The following is a 22,018-nucleotide window of genomic DNA, read 5'->3' on the forward strand; positions in this document are numbered from 1 at the left end:
GCGGCTGGGGCCGCGCGATTTTGCGCGAGCCGCCTGCGCCGCGCGCGTCACCAGATCTTCACGCGCTCCTCGGGCGCGAGGTAGAGCCGGTCGCCCGGCTTGACGCCGAAGGTGTCGTAGAAGCCCTGCTCGTTGCGCACCGCGCCGTTGGCGCGGTACTCGTCGGGCGAGTGCGGGTTGGACTTCAGCAGCTCGATCAGCGCCTGCTCGCGGCGCTTGCCGCGCCAGATCTGCGCATAGCCGTAGAAGAAGCGCTCGGCGCCGGAGAGACCGCCGATCTTCTTTGCCGGCCGGCCGTTCAGCGAGAGCTGCCAGGCCTGGTAGGCGATCGCCAGGCCAGAGACGTCGGCGATGTTCTCGCCGAGCGTGAGCCGGCCGTTGACGCGGTAGCCGGGCACCGGCTCGAAGGCGTCGTACTGCTTGACCAGCTTGTCGGCCTTGGCCTCGAAGCGCGCGCGGTCCTCGGCCGTCCACCAGTTGCGCAGGTGGCCCTGGCCATCGTACTGGCTGCCCTCGTCGTCGAAGCCGTGGCTGATCTCGTGCCCGATCACCGAGCCGATGCCGCCGTAGTTCGCGGCGTCGTCGGCCTTGGGGTCGAAGAAGGGCGGCTGCAGGATCGCGGCCGGGAACACGATCTCGTTGAGCTCGGGGTTGTAGTAGGCGTTGACGGTCTGCGGCGTCATCAGCCACTCGTCGCGGTCGACCGGCTTGCCCAGCTTGGCGATCTGGCGCGCATGGTCGAACAGGCTGGCGCGCATGACATTGCCCGCCAGGTCGTCGCGGCGGATCTCCAGCGACGAGTAGTCGATCCAGCGCTTGGGGTAGCCGATCTTGGGCGTGAAGGTGGCCAGCTTGGCCTGCGCTTCCTTCTTGGTCTCCGGGCTCATCCAGTCGAGCCGGGCGATGCCCTGGCGGTAGGCCTCGAGCAGGTTGGCCACCAGCTTTTCCATGCGGACCTTCGAGGCCGGCGGGAAGTACTTCGCCACGTAGAGCCGGCCCAGCGCCTCGCCCATCGACAGCTCGACTTGCTGCACACCGCGCTTCCAGCGCGGCGGCAGCTCCGGCGTGCCGCGCAGCACCGGGCCGACGAAGGCAAAGCGTGCGTCGACGAAGTCGCGGCTGAGGTAGGGCGCATAGGTGAACAGCAGCCGGCCGCGCGCGTAGGCGCGCCAGGTCTCGACAGGCGTGGTCTCGAAGAGCTTGCCGATGCCGGTGACGAACTCCGGCTGGCTCACGATCAGCGAGTCGATCTTGCCGGCCAGGCCGCCGGCCTCGAGCCAGAGTTGCCATCCGATCTGCGGCGCAAGCGCATGCAGCGCGCCGAGCTCGTAGGGGTTGTAGAGCTTGACCGGATCGCGGTTGTCGACGCGCGAGCGCGAGACGCGCGCGATCTCGGTCTCCAGCGCCAGCACAGCCTTGGCGTCGCTGCGCGCCTGGGTCTCGCCGATGCCCGCGAGACCGTACAGCCGCGCGAGCATCACGACGTATTGCTCGCGCACCGTGGCCAGGCGGGCGTCGTCGGTGTTGAGGTAGTAGTCGCGGTCGGGCAGGCCGAGGCCGCCTTGCGCGAGGTCGGCAACGATGCGCGACGAATCCTTGGCGTCCTGGTGGATCCAGAAGCCCAGCGGCGAGGGCACGCCGAGCGCGGTGTGGCGTGCGAACAGCGCCGACAGCTCGCCGGCGGTCTTGACCGCATCGATCGCGGCGAGCTCGGCGGCCAGCGGCTTTGCGCCCAGCGCCTCGAGCCGGGCCTCGTCCATGAAGCTGGCGTAGAGGTCGCCGATCTTGCGCGCGTGCGCATCGGCCGGGCGGCGCATTGCTGCCTCGATCAGGCCGCGCAGCTGCGGCTGCGTGTTCTCGTGGATCTGCTCGAAGGCACCGATGCTCGCGCGATGCTCCGGGATCGGCGTCTTGTCGACCCAGCCGCCGTTGACGTGACGGTAGAAGTCGTCCTGGATGCGCACCGACCGGTCGTTGAGCGAGCGGTCGATGCCCGAGGTCTGGGCCAGGCCCACGGTGCAGGCCAGACCGAGCAGGGCAGCAACGACGAGGCGGTTCGGCGAGAGGGCGCGAGGGGTGTTCACGTGGGCGGCTCCATCGACGCGCCGGTAGGCGCGCGCCGCAATGTAGCGAAACGGGCTCGCCTGTCATCCCCTCGCGCGATGAAGCGCGGAAATCGGGTCGCGAGGCGCCCTGGCTCCGTGTTTGCGCGGCCGGGGCCAGCACCCCCGAGGGAGCGAGCCAGCTGCCCGCGAGGGGTCCGAGGTCTTGCGCGGATCCGGCTTCGCCGGTCCGCAGCAAGGGCCCCCTCGGGGGGGGCGGCGAACGCAGTGAGCGTGGGGGCTCGCCTACACCTCTTCGTAGAGCGGCAGCGTCAGGAACTCGGCAAACGCGTCTTGCGTGCTCATCTGCTCGAAGATCTGCGCCGCGCGGTCGAACTTGCCCTCGAAGCCGCCGGCCTTGATCTTGGCCAGCTCCTCGGGGATCAGGCCGCGCACCATCTCGGCCGTGACCTTGCGGCCGTCCTCGAGCACGCCCTTGGGGCTGCGGATCCACTGCCAGACCTGCGAGCGGCTGATCTCGGCGGTGGCGGCGTCTTCCATCAGGTTGTGGATCGGCACGCAGCCGTTGCCGGCCAGCCAGGCGCCCAGGTAGTGGATGCCGACGTTGATGTTCATGCGCAGGCCGGCCTCGGTGATCGGCGCCTCGGGCTGGAAGTTCAGCAGGTCGGCGGCGCTCACGCTGACCTCGGGCTTTTGCTTCTCGAACTGGTTGGGCCTGTCGCCCAGCACCGCGACGAACTCCTTCATCGCCGGCTCGACCAGGCCCGGGTGCGCGACCCAGCCGCCGTCGTAGCCGTCGGTCGCGTCGCGCTTCTTGTCGTTGATGATGCCGGCCATCGCGACGGCGTTCTTTTCCGGATCGTTCTTGATCGGGATCAGCGCGCTCATGCCGCCGATCGCGGGCGCGCCGCGCTTGTGGCAGGTCTTGAGCAGCAGCAGCGCGTAGGCGCGCATGAACGGCGCCGTCATCGTGACCTTGGCGCGGTCGGCCAGGCAGAAGTTCTTGTCGACCTTGAACTTCTTGATGCACGAGAAGATGTAGTCCCAGCGTCCGGCGTTGAGACCGGCGCTGTGCTCGCGCAGTTCATAGAGGATCTCGTCCATCTCGAACGCGGCGAGGATGGTCTCGATCAGCACCGTCGCCTTGATTGTGCCCTGCGGCAGGCCGAGCTCGTTTTGCGCCATCACGAAGACGTCGTTCCACAGGCGCGCCTCGAGATGGCTTTCCATCTTGGGCAGGTAGAAGAACGGCCCGGCGCCGCGCGCGATCTGCTCGCGCGCGTTGTGGAACAGGAAGAGGGCGAAGTCGAAGATGCCGCCCGAGACGCGTGCACCGTCGACCAGCACGTTCTTCTCGGAGAGGTGCCAGCCGCGCGGGCGCACCTGCAGCGTCGCGATCTTGTCGTTGAGCTTGTAGGTCTTGCCGTTCTGTTCGAGCGTCAGCGAGCGGCGGATCGCCTGGTAGAGGTTGATCTGCCCGCGGATCTGGTTCGACCACGAGGGCGTGTTGCTGTCCTCGAAGTCGGTCATGTAGCTGTCGGCGCCGGAGTTGAAGGCGTTGATCACCATCTTGGCGTCGACCGGACCGGTGATCTCGACGCGGCGGCACTGCAGCGCCTTGGGGATCGGCGCGACCTTCCAGTCGCCGTCGCGGATCGCCTTGGTTTCGGGCAGGAAGTCGGGGCGCTCACCCGCGTCCAGGCGCTTGGCGCGCTCGACGCGCGCGGCCAGCAGCGCCTGCCGGCGCGGCTCGAAGGCGCGGTGCAGCTTGGCGACGAGTTCGAGCGCGTCCTTGCTCAGGATGGCTTCGAAGCCGGGTTCGATCGTGCCGGTGATCTGCATGCCCTGCGGCAGGTTGAGGCTCGCGGTTTGCATGGTTGTGTGCTCCTGGTTTTCGAAGTTGAGCGTGTGGCGCGTCAGGCCGCGCCGTAGACCTTGAAGAAATAGTGCAGCGTCAGCAGCAAGGCCACCACGATCACGACGCGGCGCAGCCAAACGGCCGGCAGCCTGCGCGCCATCGTCGCGCCCCACCAGCCGCCGACGGTGGCGGTCGCGAGCATGGTCGCAGTGTGCGGCCAGCTCACCGCGCCGGCGACGACGAAGGTGATCACGGTCACGGTGTAGATCAGCGCCGACAGCAAGTTCTTGATCGCGTTGACTTCCTGCACGTCGTCGTGGCCGGCGATCGACAGGCTGGCCATCATCAGGATGCCCATGCCGGCGCCGAAGAAGCCGCCGTAGACGGAGACCAGTGCCTGCGCCAGCCAGCCGCCGCGCCCACCTGCGCCGCGGCGGTGGCCGCGCCAGCGCGCGAGCGCGGCCGACAGTTGCGGGCTGAACGCGAACAGCGCGGTCGCGAAGGCCAGCAGCCACGGGATCATCTGCGCGAACGCGCCGTCGCTGGTGCGCAGCAGCAGCCAGCCGCCGAGGGCGCCGCCGGCCAGCGAGACCAGCGCCATCGGCAGCAGGTAGCGCGCGAGTGTCCGCAGCTCGCGCTGGTAGGCCCAGGCGCCCGACAGGCTTCCCGGCCACAGCGAGACCGAATTGCTCGCGTTCGCCACCACCGGCGGCACCCCGACCGCCAGCAGCGCCGGGAAGGAAAAGAAGCTGCCGCCGCCCGCGACCGAGTTCACCGCGCCGGCGGCAAAGGCGCCGGCGCCGATCAAGGCGGCGTCGAAGAGCGAGAGCATGGATCGCACTCTATTAGCAACACTGTTGATGATTAACCAGCGCCAAAGCGCTTGATCTTTTACTTTGACAAGCCTAATCTGCCCGCCGGACGCCCACCCATGGACCGGCTCAAGCAGATCGAATCCTTCGTCGCCGTCGCGACCAAGGGTAGCCTCACCGCCGCCGCCAACGCCGAGGGCGTGGCGCCGGCGGTGATCGGCCGGCGCATCGACGGGCTCGAGGCGCGCCTGGGCGTGAAGCTGCTCGTGCGCACGACGCGGCGCATCACGCTGACCCACGAGGGCAGCGCCTACCTCGAGGATTGTCAGCGCTTGCTGTCCGATCTGGCCAATGCCGAAGCGGCCGTCAGTGCTGGCGGCGTCAAGGCCAGTGGCCATTTGCGCGTCACCGCGCCGGCCGGTTTCGGGCGCCGCCACGTCGCGCCGCTGGTGCCGGTGTTCGCGCAGGCGCACCCCGAGGTTTCGGTGTCGCTGAACCTGAGTGACCGCGTGGTCGACATCGTCAACGAGGGCTACGACTGCGCAGTGCGGGTCGGCAACCTGCCGGATTCGAGCCTGGTCAGCATCCGCCTCGCCGACAACCGCCGGCTGTGCGTCGCGACGCCGGCCTACCTCAAGCGGCATGGCACGCCGGCCCATCCGGGCGATCTGGCGCGCCACCAGTGCCTGTCGCTGAGTTCGGATGCCAGCCAGACGCGCGGCTGGGCCTTCACGGTCGAGGGCGAGGTCATTCATCTGAAACCACCCGGTCGGCTCGACTGCTCCGACGGCCAGGTGCTGCACGACTGGTGCCTGGCGGGCCACGGCATCGCCTGGCGCAGCACCTGGGAGGTCGAGCACGAGGTCGCCAGCGGCGCGCTGGTCAGCGTGCTCGACGACTTCGCAGCGCCGCCGAACGGCATCTACGCGGTGTTCGCGCAGCGCCGCCACCTGCCGCTGCGGGTGCGGCTGTGGATCGACCTGCTCAAGCAGACCTACGGCGAGGCAACGTACTGGAGCGGTGGCGCGGCGCGCCCGGCGCCGCCGGTGCGCGCTGCCGCCTGAGCCCTAACGGCCACGCTCCATGACGCTCGAAGCCCTGCTCGCCTACGCCCACATCGTCGCGATCCTGTCGCTCGTCACGTTCCTTGCCAGCGAGGCGGCGCTGTGCCGGCCCGAGTGGCTCAACACGGACGCGGTGCGGCGGCTGTCGCGGCTGGACCTTTACTACCTGCTCGCCGCGATGGCGGTGCTGCTGACCGGCGTCGCGCGCGCGGTCTGGGGCATGAAGGGCCTGGCCTGGTACGGCAGCCAGCCGCTGCTGTGGGGCAAGGTCGTGCTCTACGCGACGATCGGGCTGTGCTCGCTGCCGCCCACGCGCGCGTTCCGGCGCTGGCAGCGCCTGGTCGACACGGCGGGCGCGCTGCCCCCGGCCGACGAGGTGCGCGCAGCGCGCCGCTGGGTGATGCTGCAGGCGCATCTGGTGATCGGTCCGCCGTTGCTGGCGGTGATGCTCGCGCGCGGCCTGCTCACGCGATGAGGCGCCGCCAGGCGCCCCAGGCCGTCACGCCTTCTTCTTCAGGCACTCCGACATGAAGGCCTTGCGCTCGTCGCCCTTCTTGTCGCCGGCTTCGGCATTGCAGGTCTTCATCTTCTCCTGCTGGGTCGGCGCCTTGGCCGAGAGGCATTGCTTCATGAAGGCCTTGCGCTCGTCGCCCTTCTTGTCGCCGGCCTCGGCGTTGCAGGACTTCATCTTTTCCTGCTGGGCGGTGGGGGCCTTGGCCGGCGCGGAAGCGGGGGCGGCGGTCTGGGCCTGGGCGGCACACAGTGCGGTGCCGAGGAGCAAGGCGGTGAACAGCGACTTCATCGTTCGGTCTCCGGTAAGGCGTTGGAGCGATTGACGGCGCGATTCAAGCATGGCCCTTCGGCGGGCCACAAGTGCGGCGAGTCCCTGTCAACGGTTCGTCAAACCGTCACAGGATGCGGCGCGGGTGCGCGAGGGCCTCGTGCGCGACGTGCAGGCGGCGCACCAGCACGCGGATGAAGGCTTCGTCGAACAGGTGGCGGCAGCTCGGGCTCAGGCGCGCCATCGCCTCGGGCGTGAAGGCGATCGTCGCGGCCGGCTCGGTCACGACGACGTCGGCGCTGTGGCGGCGCAGCTCGGGGTTGGGCGCGAGGTAGGCCATCTCGCCGACCGAGGTGCCGGCGCCCAGATGGGCCACGCGCTGGCCTTCGCGGTACACCTCGACCGAGCCCTGCGCAATGATGTGGAAGGTGTTGCCTTCCTCGCCGCGCTTGTAGATGCGGTGCGCGAGCGGATAGCGCAGCCACTTCGCCCGATGCACCACCTCCCACAGTTCGACATCGCCGAACTGGTTGAAGAACTCGAGGCTGCGCAGCAGGTTGAAGCGCTCTGAGTCGAGCACGGCCTGCAGGTTGCCGCGTGGCACGTGCTGGTTGGCCACCAGCGACGAGAGCGCCTGCGCGAAGCTGTGCCAGTCCTGGTAGCGGTCGGCCGGCGACTTGGCGAGCGCGCGCTGCACGACCTCGTCGACCGCGGGCTCCACGCCGGCGCGCAGGCCAGGCAGCGGTGCCGGCTGCGCGGTGCAGATGAGGCTCATCAGCGCCGGCTGCGTCGGCGCCTCGAACGGCGGGCGCCCGGCGATCAGGTGATAGAGCACCGCGCCGAGGGCGTAGATGTCGGCGCGCGTGTCGAGTGCATCGCCGTCGAGCTGCTCGGGCGGCATGTAGGCCAGCGAGCCGACGCGAAACACCTGCGTGGTGTCGGCCGACAGGTTCAGCACGCTGCCGAAGTCGCTGATCTTGACGTCGGTGATCTGCTGGGCGGGCGACAGCGTGGCCAGGATGTTGGCCGGCTTGACGTCCCGGTGGATCAGGCCCTGGCGCCAGACGTAGTCCAGCGCCATCGCGCACTTGAAGCCGATTTCGACCACCTGCTCCAGCGGCAGCAGCGCATCCTGGCGGCAGAACTCGCGCAGCGTCGTGCCCGGCACGTACTCCATCACCACGTAGGGCCCGGCCGGGTCGGGCACCGCGTCGTAGATCTGCACGACGTTGGGATGGTGGAGCTGACCGACCAGCGCCGCTTCGGCGGCGAAGAAGTGCGCCTGCTGCGTGCCGCCGTGGCGGTCGGTCAGCGCGCTCGGTCGCACGCGCTTGATCGCGACCGGCCGGTCATTGAACTCGTCGTGGCCGAGGAAGACCTCGCTGGTCGCGCCTTCGCCGAGCACGCGCAGCACGCGGTACTTGCCGATGCGGTCGATGGACGTGACGGGGGAGGTCATCAAAGGGCGAGCGCCGACGGGCGCGGTGTCGAACGATTGTCCACGCGGCGCATGACGCGACAAGCGCCGTCGCGCAGCGCCTGCCGATTGCTTCACGCGAGCGTGGCCCGGGCGCCTCGCGCGAACCCGACCCGTAGAATCGCCCGATGATCCGAGTGAAACAGGCGCTTCTGGGCGCTTTGGGCGAAGCGCTGAACGAGCTGGCGCCCGGCGAAGCCCCGGCCGCAGCGTTCGAGAACCCCAAGCAGGCCGCGCACGGCGACCTGGCCATCACCGCGGCGATGCAGCTCGCGCGTCCGCTCAAGAAGAACCCGCGCGAGGTCGCGCAGACGCTGGTCGCGGCGCTGTCGGCCAAGCCGGTCGTCGCGCAATGGGTCGAGGCGCTCGAAATCGCCGGCCCCGGCTTCATCAACCTGCGCCTCAAGCCTGCCGCCAAGCAGGCCGTGGTGGCCGACGTGCTGGCCGAGGGCGAGGCCTTTGGCCGTGCGCCGGCGCGCGAGGAGAAGGTCATGGTCGAGTTCGTCTCGGCCAACCCGACCGGGCCGCTGCACGTCGGCCACGGTCGCCAGGGCGCGCTGGGCGACGCGATCTGCAACCTGCTCGAGACCCAGGGCTGGCAGGTCACGCGCGAGTTCTACTACAACGATGCCGGCGTGCAGATCGGCAACCTCGCGCTGTCGGTCAAGGCGCGTGTCGACGGCCTCAAGCCCGGCGACGCGGCCTGGCCCGAGGCCGCCTACAACGGCGAGTACATCGCCGACATCGCGAACGACTTCCTCGCGAAGAAGACGGTGCGTGCCGACGACCGCGAGTTCACCGCCTCGGGCGACCCGCAAGACCTCGACGGCATGCGCCAGTTCGCGGTGGCCTACCTGCGCCACGAGCAGGACCTGGACCTGCAGGCCTTCGGCGTTCGCTTCGACAACTACTACCTCGAGTCCAGCCTCTACACCAGCGGGCGCGTGACCGACACGGTCGAGCGCCTGATCGAGGCCGGCAAGACCTACGAGGAAGGCGGCGCGCTGTGGCTGCGCACCACCGAGTACGGCGACGACAAGGACCGCGTGATGCGCAAGTCCGACGGCAGCTACACCTACTTCGTGCCGGACGTGGCCTATCACATCGCCAAGTGGGAGCGCGGCTTCGTCAAGGTCGTCAACATCCAGGGCACCGACCACCACGGCACGATCGCGCGCGTGCGCGCCGGCCTGCAGGCCGCCAAGGCCGGCATCCCGCCCGGCTACCCCGACTACGTGCTCAACACGATGGTGCGCGTGATGAAGGGCGGCGAGGAGGTCAAGATCTCCAAGCGCGCCGGCGGCTACGTGACGCTGCGCGACCTGATCGACTGGACCAGCCGCGACGCGGTGCGCTTCTTCCTGATCAGCCGCAAGGCCGACACCGAGTTCACCTTCGACGTCGACCTCGCGCTGAAGAAGAACGACGAGAACCCGGTTTTCTATGTGCAATATGCGCATGCGCGCATCTGCTCGGTGATCGCGCAGTGGACCGCCGAGCACGGCGGCGACGCGGCCACGCTGCCCGGCGCCGACCTGTCGCGCCTCGCCGCGCCCGCCGAGGCCGCGCTGCTGCTCAAGCTCGCGGCGTTCCCCGAGATGCTGGCCGCGGCCGCGCGCGACCTCGCGCCGCACGACGTGGCCTTCTACCTGCGCGACGTCGCGAGCGCCTTCCACAGCTACTACGCCGCCGAGCGCTTCCTGACCGATGACGCAGCGCTCACGCGCGCGCGCGTTGCGCTGCTGGCCGCCACCGCCCAGGTGCTGCGCAACGGCCTGGCCGTGCTGGGCGTGAGCGCGCCCGAGAAGATGTGAATCCCTTCGGAGACCGCATGACTGCTTTCCCGGCCCGCCAGCGTGGCGGCTTCCTGATCGGCCTTGTCGTTGGCCTGCTCGTCGGCCTCGGACTTGCGCTGGGTGTTGCGCTCTACGTGAGCAAGGTGCCGATCCCGTTCATCAACAAGGTGCCGCAGCGCACGGCCGAACAGGACGCCGCCGAGGCCGAGCGCAACAAGAACTGGGACCCCAACGCGCCGCTCAACGGCAAGGCCGGCGCGCGTCCGGCCGCGCCGGCGGCAACGCCCGGCCCGGCGGTGCCGCCGCCCGGCATCGCGCCCGCGCCGGCGGCTGCGACCGCCAAGCCTGGCGCGGCCTCGGCGCCTGCTACCGCCACGGCGGCGGCCGCGAAGCCCGGCGCCGCGTCATCCCCGGCAGCGCCTGAAGCGTTCGTCTATTTCGTGCAGGCCGGCGCCTATGGGCGCACCGAAGACGCGGAGCAACAGCGCGCCAAGCTGGCGATGCTGGGCTTCGAGTCGCGCATCACCGAGCGCGAGCAGGGCGGGCGCACCGTGTACCGCGTGCGCGTCGGTCCGTTCGACAAGCGCGGCGATGCCGAGGCGACCCAGGACAAGCTGGCCGGCAACGCAGTCGAGGCGGCGCTCGTTCGCGTGCAGAAGTAGGGCAAGGCCAGTGAACCAAACGCCGCGCGGCGGACTCCTCCCCGCACGGCCACCGAGATCCGGTGCCGAACAACGCAGAAAGGATTGGTCTTCATGCTGAACCGTCGTGAGTTCACGACCTCGCTGGCGCTGGGTGGCGCGGCGGCGGCGCTGCTGCCCGTCGCGGCGCAGGCGCAAGGCGGCCCGGTCGAGGGCACCCACTACGTCAAGCTCGCGACTCGCCAGCCGACGCTCGATCCGGCCAAGATCGAGGTCGTCGAGTTCTTCTGGTACGGCTGCCCGCACTGCTTCCAGTTCGAGCCCGCGCTCGACGCGTGGGCCAAGCGCCAGCCCGCCGATGTGCTGTTTCGCCGCATGCCGGTGGCCTTTCGCGAGGTGCCGTTCGGTATCCACCAGCGCCTTTACTTCGCGATCGAGGCGCTGGGTCTGGTCGACACGCTGCACCGCAAGGTCTTCAGCGCGATCCACCTCGAGCGCAACATGCTCGACACGCAGGACAAGATCCTCGACTTCGCGGCCAAGAACGGCGTTGAGCGCGCCAAGTTCGCCGAGGTGCTGAACTCGTTCTCGGTGCAGACCAAGTCCAAGCAGGCGGCCGCGCTGTCGGCCGGCTACAAGATCGACGGCACGCCGGCGATGGGCATCAACGGCCAGTTCTATACCTCGGGCACGCTGGCCGGCGGCAACGATCGCGCGCTGGCGGTGACGGACTTCCTGGTCGCGCAGATCCGCAAGAAGTAGGCGCGGCGCTGCACGTGCCGATCTCGACGGCCGCCCGCGGGCGGCCGTTGCCCTTTCTGCAGCCGCGCGCCGGCGCTCGTCAAGCGACGATGGAGCGTCGTCTTGGCGGCGCCACGGCGCAAACGATGGCGGGCCCCTGAACTAGAATGATCCGCAAGATTCGTGCCGTCGAAATGCCGCTCTCGCTCTCTCTTCGCAGACTGTCCACCGCCGTGCTGGCCCTTGCGGCCTTGTCGGCCGCGCCTGGCCTGCGGGCCGAGAAGGCCGACCGCAACCGGCCGCTGGAATTCGCAGCCGATTCGGCCAAGGTCGACGACCTTCGGCAGGTCAACATCCTGAGCGGCAACGTCGAGATCACCAAGGGCACGATCGTCATCCGCGCTGATCGCGTCGAGGTGCGCCAGACGCCCGAGGGCTACCAGTTCGCCATCGCGACCGGCAACAGCAGCCGCCGCGCCTACTTCCGCCAGAAGCGCGAGGGCATCGACGAAATCGTCGAGGGCGAGGCCGAGCGCCTGGAGTACGACGGGCGGGCCGACACCGTGCGACTGGTCAATCAGGCGGTGCTCAAGCGCTTTCGCGGCACGACGCTGGCCGACGAGGTGGCCGGCAACACGATCTCCTACGACAACACGACCGAGGTCTTCCAGGTCGTCGGCGGGCCCTCGTCGGCGGCGCCGTCGGGGCGCGTGCGCGGCGTGCTGACGCCGCGCGAGACGGCGGCGTCGGAGGCGGGGGCGAAGTGAGCATGTCGCCGAGCCGCCTCAAGACATGCTCGGCCCCCGCGGGGGACAGCGCCGCGACGCAGCCGCAAGCGTGGGGGCAGCCATGAGCGCGCTGCCTGCCGCCGCGGCCCTGCCGGCCACGAGCCGCCTCGAGGCCAACGGCCTGCAGAAGACCTACGGCGCGCGCAAGGTCGTCAAGGAAGTGCACCTGGCGGTCGACGCCGGCGAGGTGGTCGGCCTGCTGGGCCCCAACGGCGCCGGCAAGACGACCAGTTTTTACATGATCGTCGGCCTGGTGCGTGCCGATGCAGGTGAGATCCGCATCGATGGCCGGCCGGTCGAGCGGCTGCCGATCCACGAGCGCTCGCGCCTGGGGCTGTCGTACCTGCCGCAGGAAGCCTCGATCTTCCGCAAGCTCAACGTCGAGGAGAACATCCGCGCTGTGCTCGAGCTGCAGCAAGACGAGTCCGGCAAGCCGTATGCGCCGGCGCGCATCGAGCAGCTGCTCGACGGCCTGCTGCACGACCTGTCGATCGAGAAGCTGCGCGACAGCCCGGCGCTGGCGTTGTCGGGCGGCGAGCGCAGGCGCGTCGAGATCGCGCGTGCGCTGGCGACGCAGCCGCGCTTCATCCTGCTCGACGAGCCTTTTGCCGGCGTCGATCCGATCGCGGTGATCGAGATCCAGCGCATCATCGGATTCCTCAAGGCGCGCGGCATCGGCGTGCTGATCACCGATCACAACGTGCGCGAGACGCTGGGCATCTGCGACCGCGCCTACATCATCAGCGAGGGACGCGTGCTCGCCGAGGGGCGGCCCGAACAGATCGTCGAGAACCCGGACGTACGAAAGGTTTATCTCGGCGAGCACTTCCGCATGTAACGCAAGCGGCCGAGAGAGCAGTCCATGAAGCCGTCCTTGCAGGTTCGCCTTTCGCAGCATCTGGCGCTCACGCCACAGCTGCAGCAGTCGATCCGGCTGCTGCAGCTGTCGACGCTGGAGCTGCACCAGGAAGTCGAGCAGATGCTCGAGGCGAATCCCTTCCTCGAGCTGGACGAAGAGGCGCCCAACCCCTTCGAGGCTTCGGCCTCGACGCTGACGACTGAGCGCATCACGGCCACCGAGCGCAGCGCCGACGACGAGCCCTGGGAGGCCGGCGGCGACGCCGACGCGCCGGCCAGCGTGGACAGCGTCGACTCGCTGGAGTTCGGCGCCACCGCGCGCGACGACTGGGAGAACGGCACCGAGCGCGACGACTTCGACGGCATCCGCGAGACGCCCAGCCTGGCCGGCCCCGGCGCGGCCACCGACGGCGACGAGCTCGACCCGATGGAGCGCAACGCGCCTTCGCAAAGCCTCGAGGACCACCTGCGCGAGCAGCTGCGCGGCATGCGACTGTCCGACCTCGACCGCGCGGCGGTGCTGGTGCTGATCGACTCGCTCGACGAAGACGGCTACCTGGCCGATGCGATCGAAGACATCGCCGCGCGCCTGGTCGACGATCCGCAGGATGCCGAGCAACTCGAGGAGCTGACCGGCCGCCTGCAGTGCGCGCTCAAATGGCTGCAAAGCCTGGAGCCGACCGGCGTGGGCGCGCGCGACCTGGCCGAGTGCCTGGTGCTGCAGCTGCGCCAGCTGGAGCGCTGCGAGGCGCAGGCCGTCGCGATCCTGATCTGCAAGCATCACCTCGAGCTGCTCGCGCGGCGCGACATGCGCAAGCTCGGCCAGGCCACCGGCGCCGACGAGGAGCTGCTCAAGCAGGCGCAGACGCTGATCCGCCGCTGCGAACCCAAGCCCGGGCGTCCATTCACGCGCGCCGAAGCCAACGTGGTCGTGCCCGACGTGATCGTGCAGAAGTCGGGCCGGGGCTGGAAGGTCGTGCTCAACCCCGACGTGATGCCCAAGCTGCGCATCAACGACCTCTACGCCCAGGCGCTCAAGGCGCACCGCGGCGGCGCGCGCAACGGCGGCGGCGAAGGCTCGCAGGCGCTCGGCGCGCGGCTGCAGGAGGCGCGCTGGTTCATGAAGAACATCCTGCAGCGCTTCGACACCATCCAGCGCGTCAGCCAGGCCATCCTCGAGCGCCAGAAGGCCTTCTTCAGCCACGGCGCGATCGCGATGAAGCCGCTGGTGCTGCGCGAGATCGCCGACGAGCTGGGCCTGCACGAGTCCACCATCTCGCGCGTGACCACGGCCAAATACATGGCCACGCCGTTCGGCACCTTCGAGCTGAAGTACTTCTTCGGCTCCTCGCTGAACACCGACGCCGGCGGCAACGCCTCGAGCACCGCCGTGCGCGCGCTGATCAAGCAACTGGTCGCCGCCGAAGACGCGCGCAAGCCGCTGTCGGACAGCCAGCTCAGCCAGATGCTGGAGGAGCAGGGCATCCAGGTCGCGCGCCGCACCGTGGCCAAGTACCGCGAGGCGCTGAAGATCGCGCCGGCCAATCTGCGGCGGGCCCTGTGAACGACTGGCTCTTCCTGCCTTGCGCCGCCGGCGTCGAAGCCTGGCTTGCCGATGAAGCCGCGCGGCTGCTGCCGCAAGCGCGCATCGAGCCGCAGCGCGGCGGCGTCGCCGTGCAAGGCGGCGCGCGCGAGGCGATGGCGCTCAACCTCGGCAGCCGCATCGCGCAGCGCGTGCTGTGGCGCGTTGCGTACGGCCCGTATCGCAACGAGGACGACCTCTATGCGCTCGCGCGCGGCGTAGCCTGGGAGCAGTGGCTCGGCCCGCGCGAAACCTTGCGCGTCGACACCACCGCGCAGCGTTCGCCGCTGCGCAGCCTCAACTTCGCCGCGCTTCGCGTGAAGGACGCCGTGTGCGACCAGCTGCGCGAGCGCGAGGGCGCACGCCCTAGCGTCGACACGCAACGCCCCGACCTGCCGCTGGTGCTGCATCTCGGCGAGCATGACGCGTCGCTATACGTCGATACCTCCGGCGAGGCGCTGTTCAAGCGCGGCTGGCGCGAGGACAAGGGCGAGGCGCCGCTGAAGGAGACGCTGGCCGCGGCGATGCTCGCGGCGGCCGGCTGGCAGGGCCGCGAGGAAGACGGGCCGCTGCTCGATCCGGTGTGCGGCTCGGGCACGATTGCCGTCGAGGCGGCCCAGCTCGCCTGCGGTATCGCGCCCGGGCTGCACCGCCGCTTCGCGTTCGAGCGCCAGCGGCCGTTTCGCGATGCTGCCTCGCAGTCGGCCTGGCGCGAGCTGCGCGAGGCCGCGCGCGCAGCGCAGCATGCGCCGCGCGTGCCGATCTTCGCCGGCGACGTGTCGTTTCGCATGACCGACTTCGCCGCGCGCAATGCCGAGCGCGCTGGCGTGCGCGCGGCAATCGAGTTCAAAACCGCCGATGCCCTGCAGCGCCCGGCGCCGGCCGAGCGCGGCACGCTGATGCTCAATCCGCCCTACGGCGAGCGCATCGCGCCCAAGGGCACGCGCGGCGAGCGCGTCGCGCGGGAGGGGTTCGTGAGCGGCGGCGAATCCGGCGCGCCGGCCGACGACTTCTTCGCGCGCCTGGCGGCGCATTGGAAGCGCCACTACGCCGGCTGGACCGCGTGGGTGCTGAGCCCCGACGCCAAGCTGCCCCAGGCGATGCGCCTGAAGGAAAGCCGGCGCGTGCCGATGTGGAACGGCCCGATCGAATGCCGGCTGTTCCGCTTCGACATGGTGGCCGGGTCGGCGCGCGCGCCGAAGGACGCCGCGCCCTCCGACGCTGGCTGATCACCGGCGCTAGCTGATCACCGGAGCGTCTGGCAGTTCGTTCGGATTCACCTCGCCCGGCGCGAGCGGGAAGTGCTCGACCAGCAGCGCGTCGATCGTATCGATCGCCGCGGCCAGCCCCGCCTCGAACTGCCCGGCGCGAAAGGCCTCGCGCATCTGCGCGACGACCTGCGCCCAGCGCTCGGCGCCGGCGCGGCGGTGGATGCCGCGGTCGGCCAGCACCTCGATGCGGTGCTCGGCCAGCAGCAGGTAGATCAGCACGCCGTTGTTGTGCTCGGTGTCCCAGACGCGCAGCTTGCCGAACATCGTGACCGCGCGTTCGTGCGCGCCGAGGTTGCGCCACAGGTAGCCCAGCGGCAGGCCGGCCTCGACGCACACGCGGATCTCGCCGCTGTGGCGGCGCTCGCTGGCGCGCACCTTCGCTTCGATGCGCTCGAGCGCGCCGCGGCCGAGCAGGCGATGCACGTCCGACTCGTCGAGCCAGCGGTGGCGCAGGATGCGGGCGATCTTGTTCATCGTGTGCAGGTCACCAGTCGCCGGAGGCGCCGCCGCCGCCGAAGTCCCCGCCGCCGCCCGACGAGAAGCCACCGCCGCCGCCACCACCGCCCCATCCGCCACCGCCGCCACCAAAGATGATCGGCGGCACGTCGAAACCGCCGCGGTGCGAGCGCACGCCGCGGCGCGCCGCGCCGATGCCCAGCACGCCGACCAGCAGCAAGGCCAGCGCGCCGGCCGCGCCGGCGATCAGCAGGCTCGTGGTCGCGAACCATGCCAGCGTGCCGGCGCCGCCGGCGGTGACGATCGAGCCGAGCTTGCGACCGAGCACGCCGGTCAGGATCGCGCCGGCGATCGGCACCGCGATGAAGAAGAACACCGCGAGATCCTGCCAGTCGGCGCCCTGCGGGGAGCGCGCGGGGCGCTCGCCCGGCAAGGGCAGCGCCTCGCCGCGGATGCGCGCGACGAGCTGGTCGATCGCGGCGTTGAGCCCGCCGGCATAGTCGTCGGCGCGAAACGCCGGCACGATGACGCGGTCGATGATCTGCCTCGCGGCGAGGTCGGGGATCGCGCCTTCGAGCGTCTTGGCCGGCGCGATGCGCACGCGCCGGTCGTTCTTGGCGACGACGATCAAGAGCCCGTCGCCGACATCCTTGCGGCCGATCTTCCAGGCGTCGCCGACGCGCTGCGTGAAGTCGGCGATGTCTTCCGGCTGCGTGGTCGGCACCATCAGCACGACGATCTGCGTGCCCAGCGTGCGCTCGTAGCCGGCCAGCTTGGCCTCGAGTGCGCTGACCTGGGCCGGCGACAGCGCGCCGGTCTGGTCGATCACGCTGGCGGTCAGCACCGGCACCGGACGCAGGTCCTGCGCCCAGGCGCCAAGCGCAAGGCAGCAGGCCGCGAACGCGGCCAGCCAGCGGGCGATGCGCAGGCTCAGGTCGGCCTCACTTCGATGCCGGCTTCTCGAAGCTCACCGCTGGCGGCGCCGAGATCTGCGCCTCGTTGGCGACGCTGAAGTTGGGCTTGGCCTGGTAGCCGAACACCATCGCGGTCAGGTTGCTCGGGAAACTGCGCGCCAGCACGTTGTACTGCTGCACTGCCTGGATGTAGCGGTTGCGCGCAACGGTGATGCGGTTCTCGGTGCCTTCGAGCTGCACGCGCAGGTCCTGGAAGCCCTGGTTGGCCTTGAGGTTCGGGTAGTTCTCGCTCACCACCAGGAGGCGCGACAGCGCGCTCGAGAGCTCGCCCTGCGCGGCCTGGAACTTCTGGAACGCCTCGGGGTTGTTGAGCGTCTCGGGCGTGACCTGGATCGAGGTCGCCTTGGCGCGCGCCTCGACCACCTTGGTCAGGGTCTCCTGCTCGAAGTTGGCCTCGCCCTTGACGGTGGCGACGATGTTGGGGATCAGGTCGGCGCGGCGCTGGTATTGGTTGAGCACCTCCGACCACGCGCTCTTGGTCTGTTCGTCCAGGCGCTGGAAGTCGTTGTAGCCGCAGCCGGCGAGCACGGCGGCCAGCGCGAGCGCGGCGGCCAGTCGGGCCGTGCGCGAGAAGCTCGTGAGGCGAGAGGTCAGCATGGCGCTCCTTCCAAGCAGGCGGTAGGGGTCGAGTAAGGCTCGAATGCGGGCGCGAAGGGCCCACGAGGTGCGCAGCATAAATGGGGGCGGGCGCCGCGGTTCAAGCCGACAGGGTACGGCTGCGACAATCGCCGCACGATGTCGACCTCTTCCCACTCGCTGCCGCCGCTGGCCAACGACCGATTCCTGCGCGCCTGCCTGCGTCTGCCAACCGATTGCACGCCCGTGTGGCTGATGCGCCAGGCCGGTCGCTACCTGCCCGAGTACAACGCCACGCGCGCCAAGGCCGGCAGCTTCATGGGCCTGGCCACCAACCCCGACTACGCGACCGAGGTCACGCTGCAGCCGCTGGAGCGCTACGCGCTCGACGCGGCGATCCTGTTCTCCGACATCCTCACCGTGCCCGACGCGATGGGCCTGGGCCTGTCGTTCGCGCCCGGCGAGGGCCCGCGCTTCGCGCATCCGCTGCGCGACGAGGCCGACGTCGCCCGGCTCGCCGCGCCCGACCTCGACAAACTGCGCTACGTCTTCGACGCGGTCGCCAGCATCCGCCGCGCGCTGGCCGGCGCCGACGGGCGCGGGCGCGTGCCGCTGATCGGCTTTTCCGGCAGCCCCTGGACGCTGGCCTGCTACATGGTCGAGGGCGGCGGCTCGGACGACTACCGCCTCGTCAAGTCGATGCTCTACCGCCGGCCGGACCTGATGCACCGCATCCTCGAGGTCAATGCCGACGCGGTCGCCGCCTACCTCAACGCGCAGATCGATGCCGGCGCGCAGGCCGTGATGGTGTTCGACAGCTGGGGCGGCGTGCTGGCCGACGGCGCATTCCAGCGCTTCAGCCTCGCCTACACCGAACGCGTGCTGGCCCAGGTCAAGCGCGAGCATGGCGGTCACCGCATTCCGCAGATCGTCTTCACCAAGGGCGGCGGCCTGTGGCTCGAGCAGATTGCGGACATCGGCTGCGACGTGGTCGGGCTCGACTGGACGGTCAACCTCGGTGCGGCGCGCGCACGTGTGGGCCACCGCGTCGCGCTGCAGGGCAATCTGGACCCGGCCGTGCTGTTCGCCGAGCCGCAGCAGATCCGCGAAGCGGCGGCCGGCGTGCTCGACAGCTTCGGCGCGCCGCTGAACGCCGACGGCAGCGCCGCGGGGCACGTCTTCAACCTTGGGCATGGCATCAGCCAGTTCACGCCGCCCGAGGCGGTTGCGGTGCTGGTCGACGCGGTGCATGAGCACTCCCGGCGCATGCGCGCGTGAGCGTTTTGTGCATTGCGCGAGCAAGCCGGGTTTACCCTGGATCGACCACCGGCAGTCCCGACTTATCCCCAAAAGTCAAGGGCGAGATGCACCGCGGCGGGGCTTTTGCAATGCAGCAGCCCGATCCCAGGGCATTGCGCTAAGTGCTTGATTCCAAAGGCTTCGTCGGGCTGCCTGCAAATGTGCCATTCCAGGCCTGAACCTTTTCCGTCAAGCACTTAGCACGCGTGCACGCAGGTTCCCCACAAAGTTTTCCACAGGTTCCGTGGATACCTGGAAAAGGCCTTGTCAATCAATGACTTGCCCGTTTCTTCTCACCTTTGTTCGAACTTACGGCCGCCGAAAGCATGCCCTCGACGCCCGCTGATGCCTTGCCGCTTGCGCCCCTTGCCGGGGCCGAAGGCGGCGACGCGCCGCGGCGCGTGGCGGTCGCGGTGGACGCGCCGCAGCACAGCGGCATCGACGGGCCGCTGGACTATCTCAGCGAGCACCCGCTCACGCCTGGAAGCCTGGTGCGTGTGCCGTTCGGCCGGCGCGAGGTGCTCGGCATCGTCTGGGATGGCCAGGCGCCGCAGCCCCTGGCCAGCGAGCGGCTGCGCGACGTCGCGGCGCTGCACGAGGCCTTGCCCCCATTGCCGCGCGGCTGGCGGGAGCTGGTGGGCTTTGCGGCCGGCTATTACCAGCGTGGCATCGGCGAGGTGGCGCTCGCGGTGCTGCCGCCCGAACTGCGCCAGCTTGCGCCCGATGCGCTGGCGCGCCGCATCGCCCGGCTGCGCAAGCGCCTGCTGCCGCCACGCGCCGATGCGCCGGTGCCGGCGCAGCCGCCGCTGACGCCGGCGCAGGCCGGGGCCGTGGCCGCGCTGGCGGCAGGGGCGGCCGAGGGCGGCGTCCACCTGCTGCATGGTGTCACCGGCAGCGGCAAGACCGAGGTCTACCTGCGCGAGGTCGCGCGCGCGCTCGAGGCCGGCGGCCAGGCCCTGGTACTGGTGCCGGAGATCAATCTCACGCCGCAGCTCGAGGCGCGCTTCGCCGAGCGCTTTGCGGCCCGGCGCATCGTCTCGCTGCACAGCGGACTGACGCCGGCACGGCGGCTCGCCAACTGGCTGCTCGCGCTGCTCGGCGAGGCCGACGTGGTGCTCGGCACGCGCATGGCGGTGTTCGCGCCGCTGCCGCGGCTGGCGTCCATCATCGTCGACGAGGAACACGACCCGTCGTACAAGCAACAGGAGGGCGCGCGCTATTCGGCGCGCGATCTGGCCGTGGTGCGCGGACGCATCGAAGGCGTGCCGGTGCTGCTCGGCTCGGCGACGCCCTCGCTCGAGACCTGGCACAACGCGACGCCGGCCGCCGACGGCGGCACCGGCCGCTACCGGCGGCTCGCGCTGCCCGAGCGCGTCGGCGGCGGCGCGCTGCCGGTGGTGCGGCTGGTCGACATGAACACCGTGCCGCGCGAGGCGCAGCGTGCCAGCGCGCTGGCGCCGGCGCTGCTGGATGCGGTGCGCGCGCGCGTCGAGCGCGGCGAGCAAAGCCTGCTGCTGCTCAACCGGCGCGGCTATGCGCCGGTGCTGCACTGCCTCGACTGCGGCTGGAAGAGCGGCTGCGCGCACTGCAGCGCCTGGCGCGTGTTCCACAAGGGCGACCGCACGCTGCGCTGCCATCACTGCGGCTTCACCGAGCGCGTGCCGCGCGCCTGCCCCGATTGCGGCAACGTGGACATCCAGGCGCTCGGCCGCGGCACCGAGCGGCTGGAGGAGCAGCTGGGGCAGGCCCTGCCCGGCGTGCGCGTCGCGCGCATCGATGCCGACACGACGCGCCGCGCCGGCAGCCTCGAGGCCGAGCTCGCGCGCGTGCATGCGGGCGAAGTCGATGTGCTGGTCGGTACGCAGATGGTCGCCAAGGGCCACGACTTCCGTCGCATGACGCTGGTCGCGGCCGTGCATCCCGACGCGGCGCTGTTCTCGAGCGACTTTCGCGCGCCCGAACGGCTGTTCGCGCTGCTGATGCAGGCGGCCGGCCGGGCAGGGCGCGACGCGGCGCAGGCCGGCGCGAGCGAGATGTGGGTGCAGACCTGGCATCCGACGCACGCGCTGTTCGACGCGCTGCGCCGGCACGACATCGAGGCCTTCGTTCGCAGCCAGCTCGAGGAGCGTCGCGCGGCCGGGCTGCCGCCCTACAGCCATCTCGCGCTGCTGCGCGCGGAGGCCAAGACGCAGGAAGCCGCGCGAGGCTGGCTCGACGCCGCCGCCGAGCTGGGTCAGGACGCGGCCACCGATGCCGGCGTGCTGATCTACCCGAGCGTGCCGACGCCGGTGCAGCGCGTCGCGAACATCGAACGCGCGCAGATGCTGGTGGAGGCTGCGTCGCGGCCCGCGCTGCAGAAGCTGCTGGCGTGGTGGCTGCCGCAGCTGCACGAACTCAAGGCGCCGCGAGTCGCCCGCTGGGCCGTCGACATCGACCCCTTGGCGATATAGGGCCCCCACGCTCACTGCGTTCGCTGCCCCCCGAGGGGGCTCTTGCTGCGGACCGGCGGAGCCGGATCCGCGCAAGCTCTCGGTTGGCAGCTCTCGGTTGGCGGCTGACTGCGCTAGTTGTGAGCTGTCAAGACGTTGTGTCGAGGCCCCGGTAGTCGAGAGGCTGGAGCGACGCGGCCGATGCCGCGGTGGGGGCGGTGCCAGTTGTAGTGGTGCTGCCAGCTGTGGAGGGCCTGGCGGCGCTCGGCTGAGTTCTGGTAGGTCCAGCCGTAGGCCCACTCGCGCAAGGCCGACTGGATGAAGCGTTCGGCCTTGCCGTTGGTCTGCGGCCGGTAGGCGCGGGTGAACTTGTGCTGGATGCCCAACTGCTCGCAGGCCGCCTTGAACGGCCTGGAGCGGAAGGCAGAACCGTTGTCCGTCAGCAGCCGCTTGATGGTCACGCCCAGGCGGTTGTAGTACGCCACGGCGTCGCGCAGGAACTGCACGGCGCTGTCCTTGCGCTCATCGGGGTGCATCGCCGTGTAGGCCACG

20 protein-coding genes are annotated in these 22,018 nt (G+C 70.2%); 11 read left to right on the forward strand and 9 right to left on the reverse strand.

From position 1 onward, the window contains the following. Positions 1-47: 47 nt before the first annotated feature. The 3 genes from ACO2TI_RS14690 to ACO2TI_RS14700 all read right to left on the reverse strand — a co-directional run bounded on the left by ACO2TI_RS14690 (position 48) and on the right by ACO2TI_RS14700 (position 4,753). Complete coding sequence (locus ACO2TI_RS14690; protein WP_423285369.1) at positions 48-2,084, reverse strand: M13 family metallopeptidase; 2,037 nt, start codon at positions 2,082-2,084, stop codon at positions 48-50. A gap of 264 nt (positions 2,085-2,348) precedes the next feature. Continuing rightward, complete coding sequence (aceB, locus tag ACO2TI_RS14695) at positions 2,349-3,938, reverse strand: malate synthase A (protein ID WP_423285371.1); 1,590 nt, start codon at positions 3,936-3,938, stop codon at positions 2,349-2,351. Between the two features lie 41 nt (positions 3,939-3,979). Continuing rightward, positions 3,980-4,753, reverse strand: a complete 774-nt coding sequence (locus tag ACO2TI_RS14700) for a sulfite exporter TauE/SafE family protein (RefSeq protein ID WP_423285372.1) — start codon at positions 4,751-4,753, stop codon at positions 3,980-3,982. Positions 4,754-4,852: 99 nt separating this feature from the next. Here ACO2TI_RS14700 and ACO2TI_RS14705 point away from each other — a divergent pair, with 99 nt between their 5' ends. After that, a complete protein-coding gene (locus tag ACO2TI_RS14705) occupies positions 4,853-5,797 on the forward strand; it encodes a LysR family transcriptional regulator (RefSeq protein ID WP_423285373.1) in 945 nt (314 codons plus the stop codon). 19 nt (positions 5,798-5,816) lie between these two features. After that, positions 5,817-6,272 carry a DUF2214 family protein gene (locus ACO2TI_RS14710; protein ID WP_423285374.1) on the forward strand — a complete coding sequence of 152 codons (456 nt, stop codon included), beginning with the start codon at positions 5,817-5,819 and terminating at the stop codon, positions 6,270-6,272. Positions 6,273-6,296: 24 nt separating this feature from the next. On the opposite strand, the gene ACO2TI_RS14715 is transcribed toward ACO2TI_RS14710, so the two are convergent. Then, entirely contained in the window at positions 6,297-6,599 is a 303-nt protein-coding gene (locus tag ACO2TI_RS14715) for a PsiF family protein (RefSeq protein ID WP_423285376.1), read from the reverse strand. 106 nt (positions 6,600-6,705) lie between these two features. Further along, on the reverse strand, positions 6,706-8,037 hold the full coding sequence (locus tag ACO2TI_RS14720; RefSeq protein WP_423285378.1) for a serine/threonine-protein kinase: 1,332 nt from the start codon (positions 8,035-8,037) through the stop codon (positions 6,706-6,708). A 146-nt stretch (positions 8,038-8,183) separates the two neighbouring features. Between ACO2TI_RS14720 and argS the strand changes: the two genes are divergently transcribed. From argS to ACO2TI_RS14755, 7 genes are all read left to right on the forward strand, one after another. After that, the gene (gene argS, locus ACO2TI_RS14725; RefSeq protein ID WP_423285380.1) at positions 8,184-9,869 is read left to right on the forward strand and encodes an arginine--tRNA ligase; all 1,686 of its coding nucleotides are present in this window, start codon (positions 8,184-8,186) and stop codon (positions 9,867-9,869) included. Positions 9,870-9,886: 17 nt separating this feature from the next. Next, the gene (locus ACO2TI_RS14730) at positions 9,887-10,513 is read left to right on the forward strand and encodes an SPOR domain-containing protein (RefSeq protein ID WP_423285382.1); all 627 of its coding nucleotides are present in this window, start codon (positions 9,887-9,889) and stop codon (positions 10,511-10,513) included. A gap of 93 nt (positions 10,514-10,606) precedes the next feature. Beyond that, a complete protein-coding gene (locus ACO2TI_RS14735; protein ID WP_423285383.1) occupies positions 10,607-11,254 on the forward strand; it encodes a thiol:disulfide interchange protein DsbA/DsbL in 648 nt (215 codons plus the stop codon). A gap of 212 nt (positions 11,255-11,466) precedes the next feature. Continuing rightward, positions 11,467-12,000 carry a lipopolysaccharide transport periplasmic protein LptA gene (lptA, locus tag ACO2TI_RS14740; RefSeq protein ID WP_423285385.1) on the forward strand — a complete coding sequence of 178 codons (534 nt, stop codon included), beginning with the start codon at positions 11,467-11,469 and terminating at the stop codon, positions 11,998-12,000. Between the two features lie 82 nt (positions 12,001-12,082). Next, positions 12,083-12,859 carry an LPS export ABC transporter ATP-binding protein gene (gene lptB, locus ACO2TI_RS14745; protein WP_423285387.1) on the forward strand — a complete coding sequence of 259 codons (777 nt, stop codon included), beginning with the start codon at positions 12,083-12,085 and terminating at the stop codon, positions 12,857-12,859. A gap of 24 nt (positions 12,860-12,883) precedes the next feature. Then, complete coding sequence (locus ACO2TI_RS14750; protein ID WP_423285389.1) at positions 12,884-14,443, forward strand: RNA polymerase factor sigma-54; 1,560 nt, start codon at positions 12,884-12,886, stop codon at positions 14,441-14,443. Next, positions 14,440-15,690, forward strand: a complete 1,251-nt coding sequence (locus ACO2TI_RS14755) for a THUMP domain-containing class I SAM-dependent RNA methyltransferase (RefSeq protein ID WP_423285391.1) — start codon at positions 14,440-14,442, stop codon at positions 15,688-15,690. The genes ACO2TI_RS14750 and ACO2TI_RS14755 overlap by 4 nt, the downstream gene beginning before the upstream one ends. A gap of 9 nt (positions 15,691-15,699) precedes the next feature. Here ACO2TI_RS14755 and ACO2TI_RS14760 read toward each other — a convergent pair whose 3' ends face one another. The 3 genes from ACO2TI_RS14760 to ACO2TI_RS14770 form a co-directional block, all read right to left on the reverse strand. After that, a complete protein-coding gene (locus tag ACO2TI_RS14760; protein WP_423285393.1) occupies positions 15,700-16,206 on the reverse strand; it encodes a TPM domain-containing protein in 507 nt (168 codons plus the stop codon). A 10-nt stretch (positions 16,207-16,216) separates the two neighbouring features. Then, positions 16,217-17,047 (reverse strand): TPM domain-containing protein, encoded by an 831-nt coding sequence (locus tag ACO2TI_RS14765; protein WP_423285425.1) that lies wholly within the window; start codon positions 17,045-17,047, stop codon positions 16,217-16,219. A gap of 82 nt (positions 17,048-17,129) precedes the next feature. Then, complete coding sequence (locus ACO2TI_RS14770; protein WP_423285395.1) at positions 17,130-17,759, reverse strand: LemA family protein; 630 nt, start codon at positions 17,757-17,759, stop codon at positions 17,130-17,132. A 138-nt stretch (positions 17,760-17,897) separates the two neighbouring features. Between ACO2TI_RS14770 and hemE the strand changes: the two genes are divergently transcribed. Continuing rightward, positions 17,898-19,016, forward strand: coding sequence for a uroporphyrinogen decarboxylase (gene hemE / locus ACO2TI_RS14775; RefSeq protein ID WP_423285397.1), 1,119 nt, complete (start codon positions 17,898-17,900; stop codon positions 19,014-19,016). A 347-nt stretch (positions 19,017-19,363) separates the two neighbouring features. Beyond that, positions 19,364-21,487, forward strand: a complete 2,124-nt coding sequence (gene priA / locus ACO2TI_RS14780; RefSeq protein WP_423285399.1) for a replication restart helicase PriA — start codon at positions 19,364-19,366, stop codon at positions 21,485-21,487. A gap of 113 nt (positions 21,488-21,600) precedes the next feature. Here the strand turns inward: priA and ACO2TI_RS14785 are convergent. Continuing rightward, the coding region (locus tag ACO2TI_RS14785) for an integrase core domain-containing protein (protein WP_423285401.1) at positions 21,601-22,018 on the reverse strand (418 nt) is incomplete at its 5' end.

The sequence above is a fragment of the Caldimonas sp. KR1-144 genome (assembly GCF_049446155.1).
Lineage (GTDB): Bacteria > Pseudomonadota > Gammaproteobacteria > Burkholderiales > Burkholderiaceae_C > Rivibacter.

Coding starts and splice junctions, on each gene's coding strand:
- lptB (WP_423285387.1), top strand. CDS start 12,083: ATGAGCGCGCTGCCTGCCGCCGCGGCCCTGCCGGCCACGAGCCGCCTC.
- ACO2TI_RS14770 (WP_423285395.1), bottom strand. CDS start 17,759: ATGCTGACCTCTCGCCTCACGAGCTTCTCGCGCACGGCCCGACTGGCC.
- ACO2TI_RS14705 (WP_423285373.1), top strand. CDS start 4,853: ATGGACCGGCTCAAGCAGATCGAATCCTTCGTCGCCGTCGCGACCAAG.
- aceB (WP_423285371.1), bottom strand. CDS start 3,938: ATGCAAACCGCGAGCCTCAACCTGCCGCAGGGCATGCAGATCACCGGC.
- ACO2TI_RS14715 (WP_423285376.1), bottom strand. CDS start 6,599: ATGAAGTCGCTGTTCACCGCCTTGCTCCTCGGCACCGCACTGTGTGCC.
- hemE (WP_423285397.1), top strand. CDS start 17,898: ATGTCGACCTCTTCCCACTCGCTGCCGCCGCTGGCCAACGACCGATTC.
- ACO2TI_RS14700 (WP_423285372.1), bottom strand. CDS start 4,753: ATGCTCTCGCTCTTCGACGCCGCCTTGATCGGCGCCGGCGCCTTTGCC.
- ACO2TI_RS14735 (WP_423285383.1), top strand. CDS start 10,607: ATGCTGAACCGTCGTGAGTTCACGACCTCGCTGGCGCTGGGTGGCGCG.
- ACO2TI_RS14710 (WP_423285374.1), top strand. CDS start 5,817: ATGACGCTCGAAGCCCTGCTCGCCTACGCCCACATCGTCGCGATCCTG.
- ACO2TI_RS14750 (WP_423285389.1), top strand. CDS start 12,884: ATGAAGCCGTCCTTGCAGGTTCGCCTTTCGCAGCATCTGGCGCTCACG.
- ACO2TI_RS14730 (WP_423285382.1), top strand. CDS start 9,887: ATGACTGCTTTCCCGGCCCGCCAGCGTGGCGGCTTCCTGATCGGCCTT.
- ACO2TI_RS14720 (WP_423285378.1), bottom strand. CDS start 8,037: ATGACCTCCCCCGTCACGTCCATCGACCGCATCGGCAAGTACCGCGTG.
- argS (WP_423285380.1), top strand. CDS start 8,184: ATGATCCGAGTGAAACAGGCGCTTCTGGGCGCTTTGGGCGAAGCGCTG.
- priA (WP_423285399.1), top strand. CDS start 19,364: ATGCCCTCGACGCCCGCTGATGCCTTGCCGCTTGCGCCCCTTGCCGGG.
- ACO2TI_RS14760 (WP_423285393.1), bottom strand. CDS start 16,206: ATGAACAAGATCGCCCGCATCCTGCGCCACCGCTGGCTCGACGAGTCG.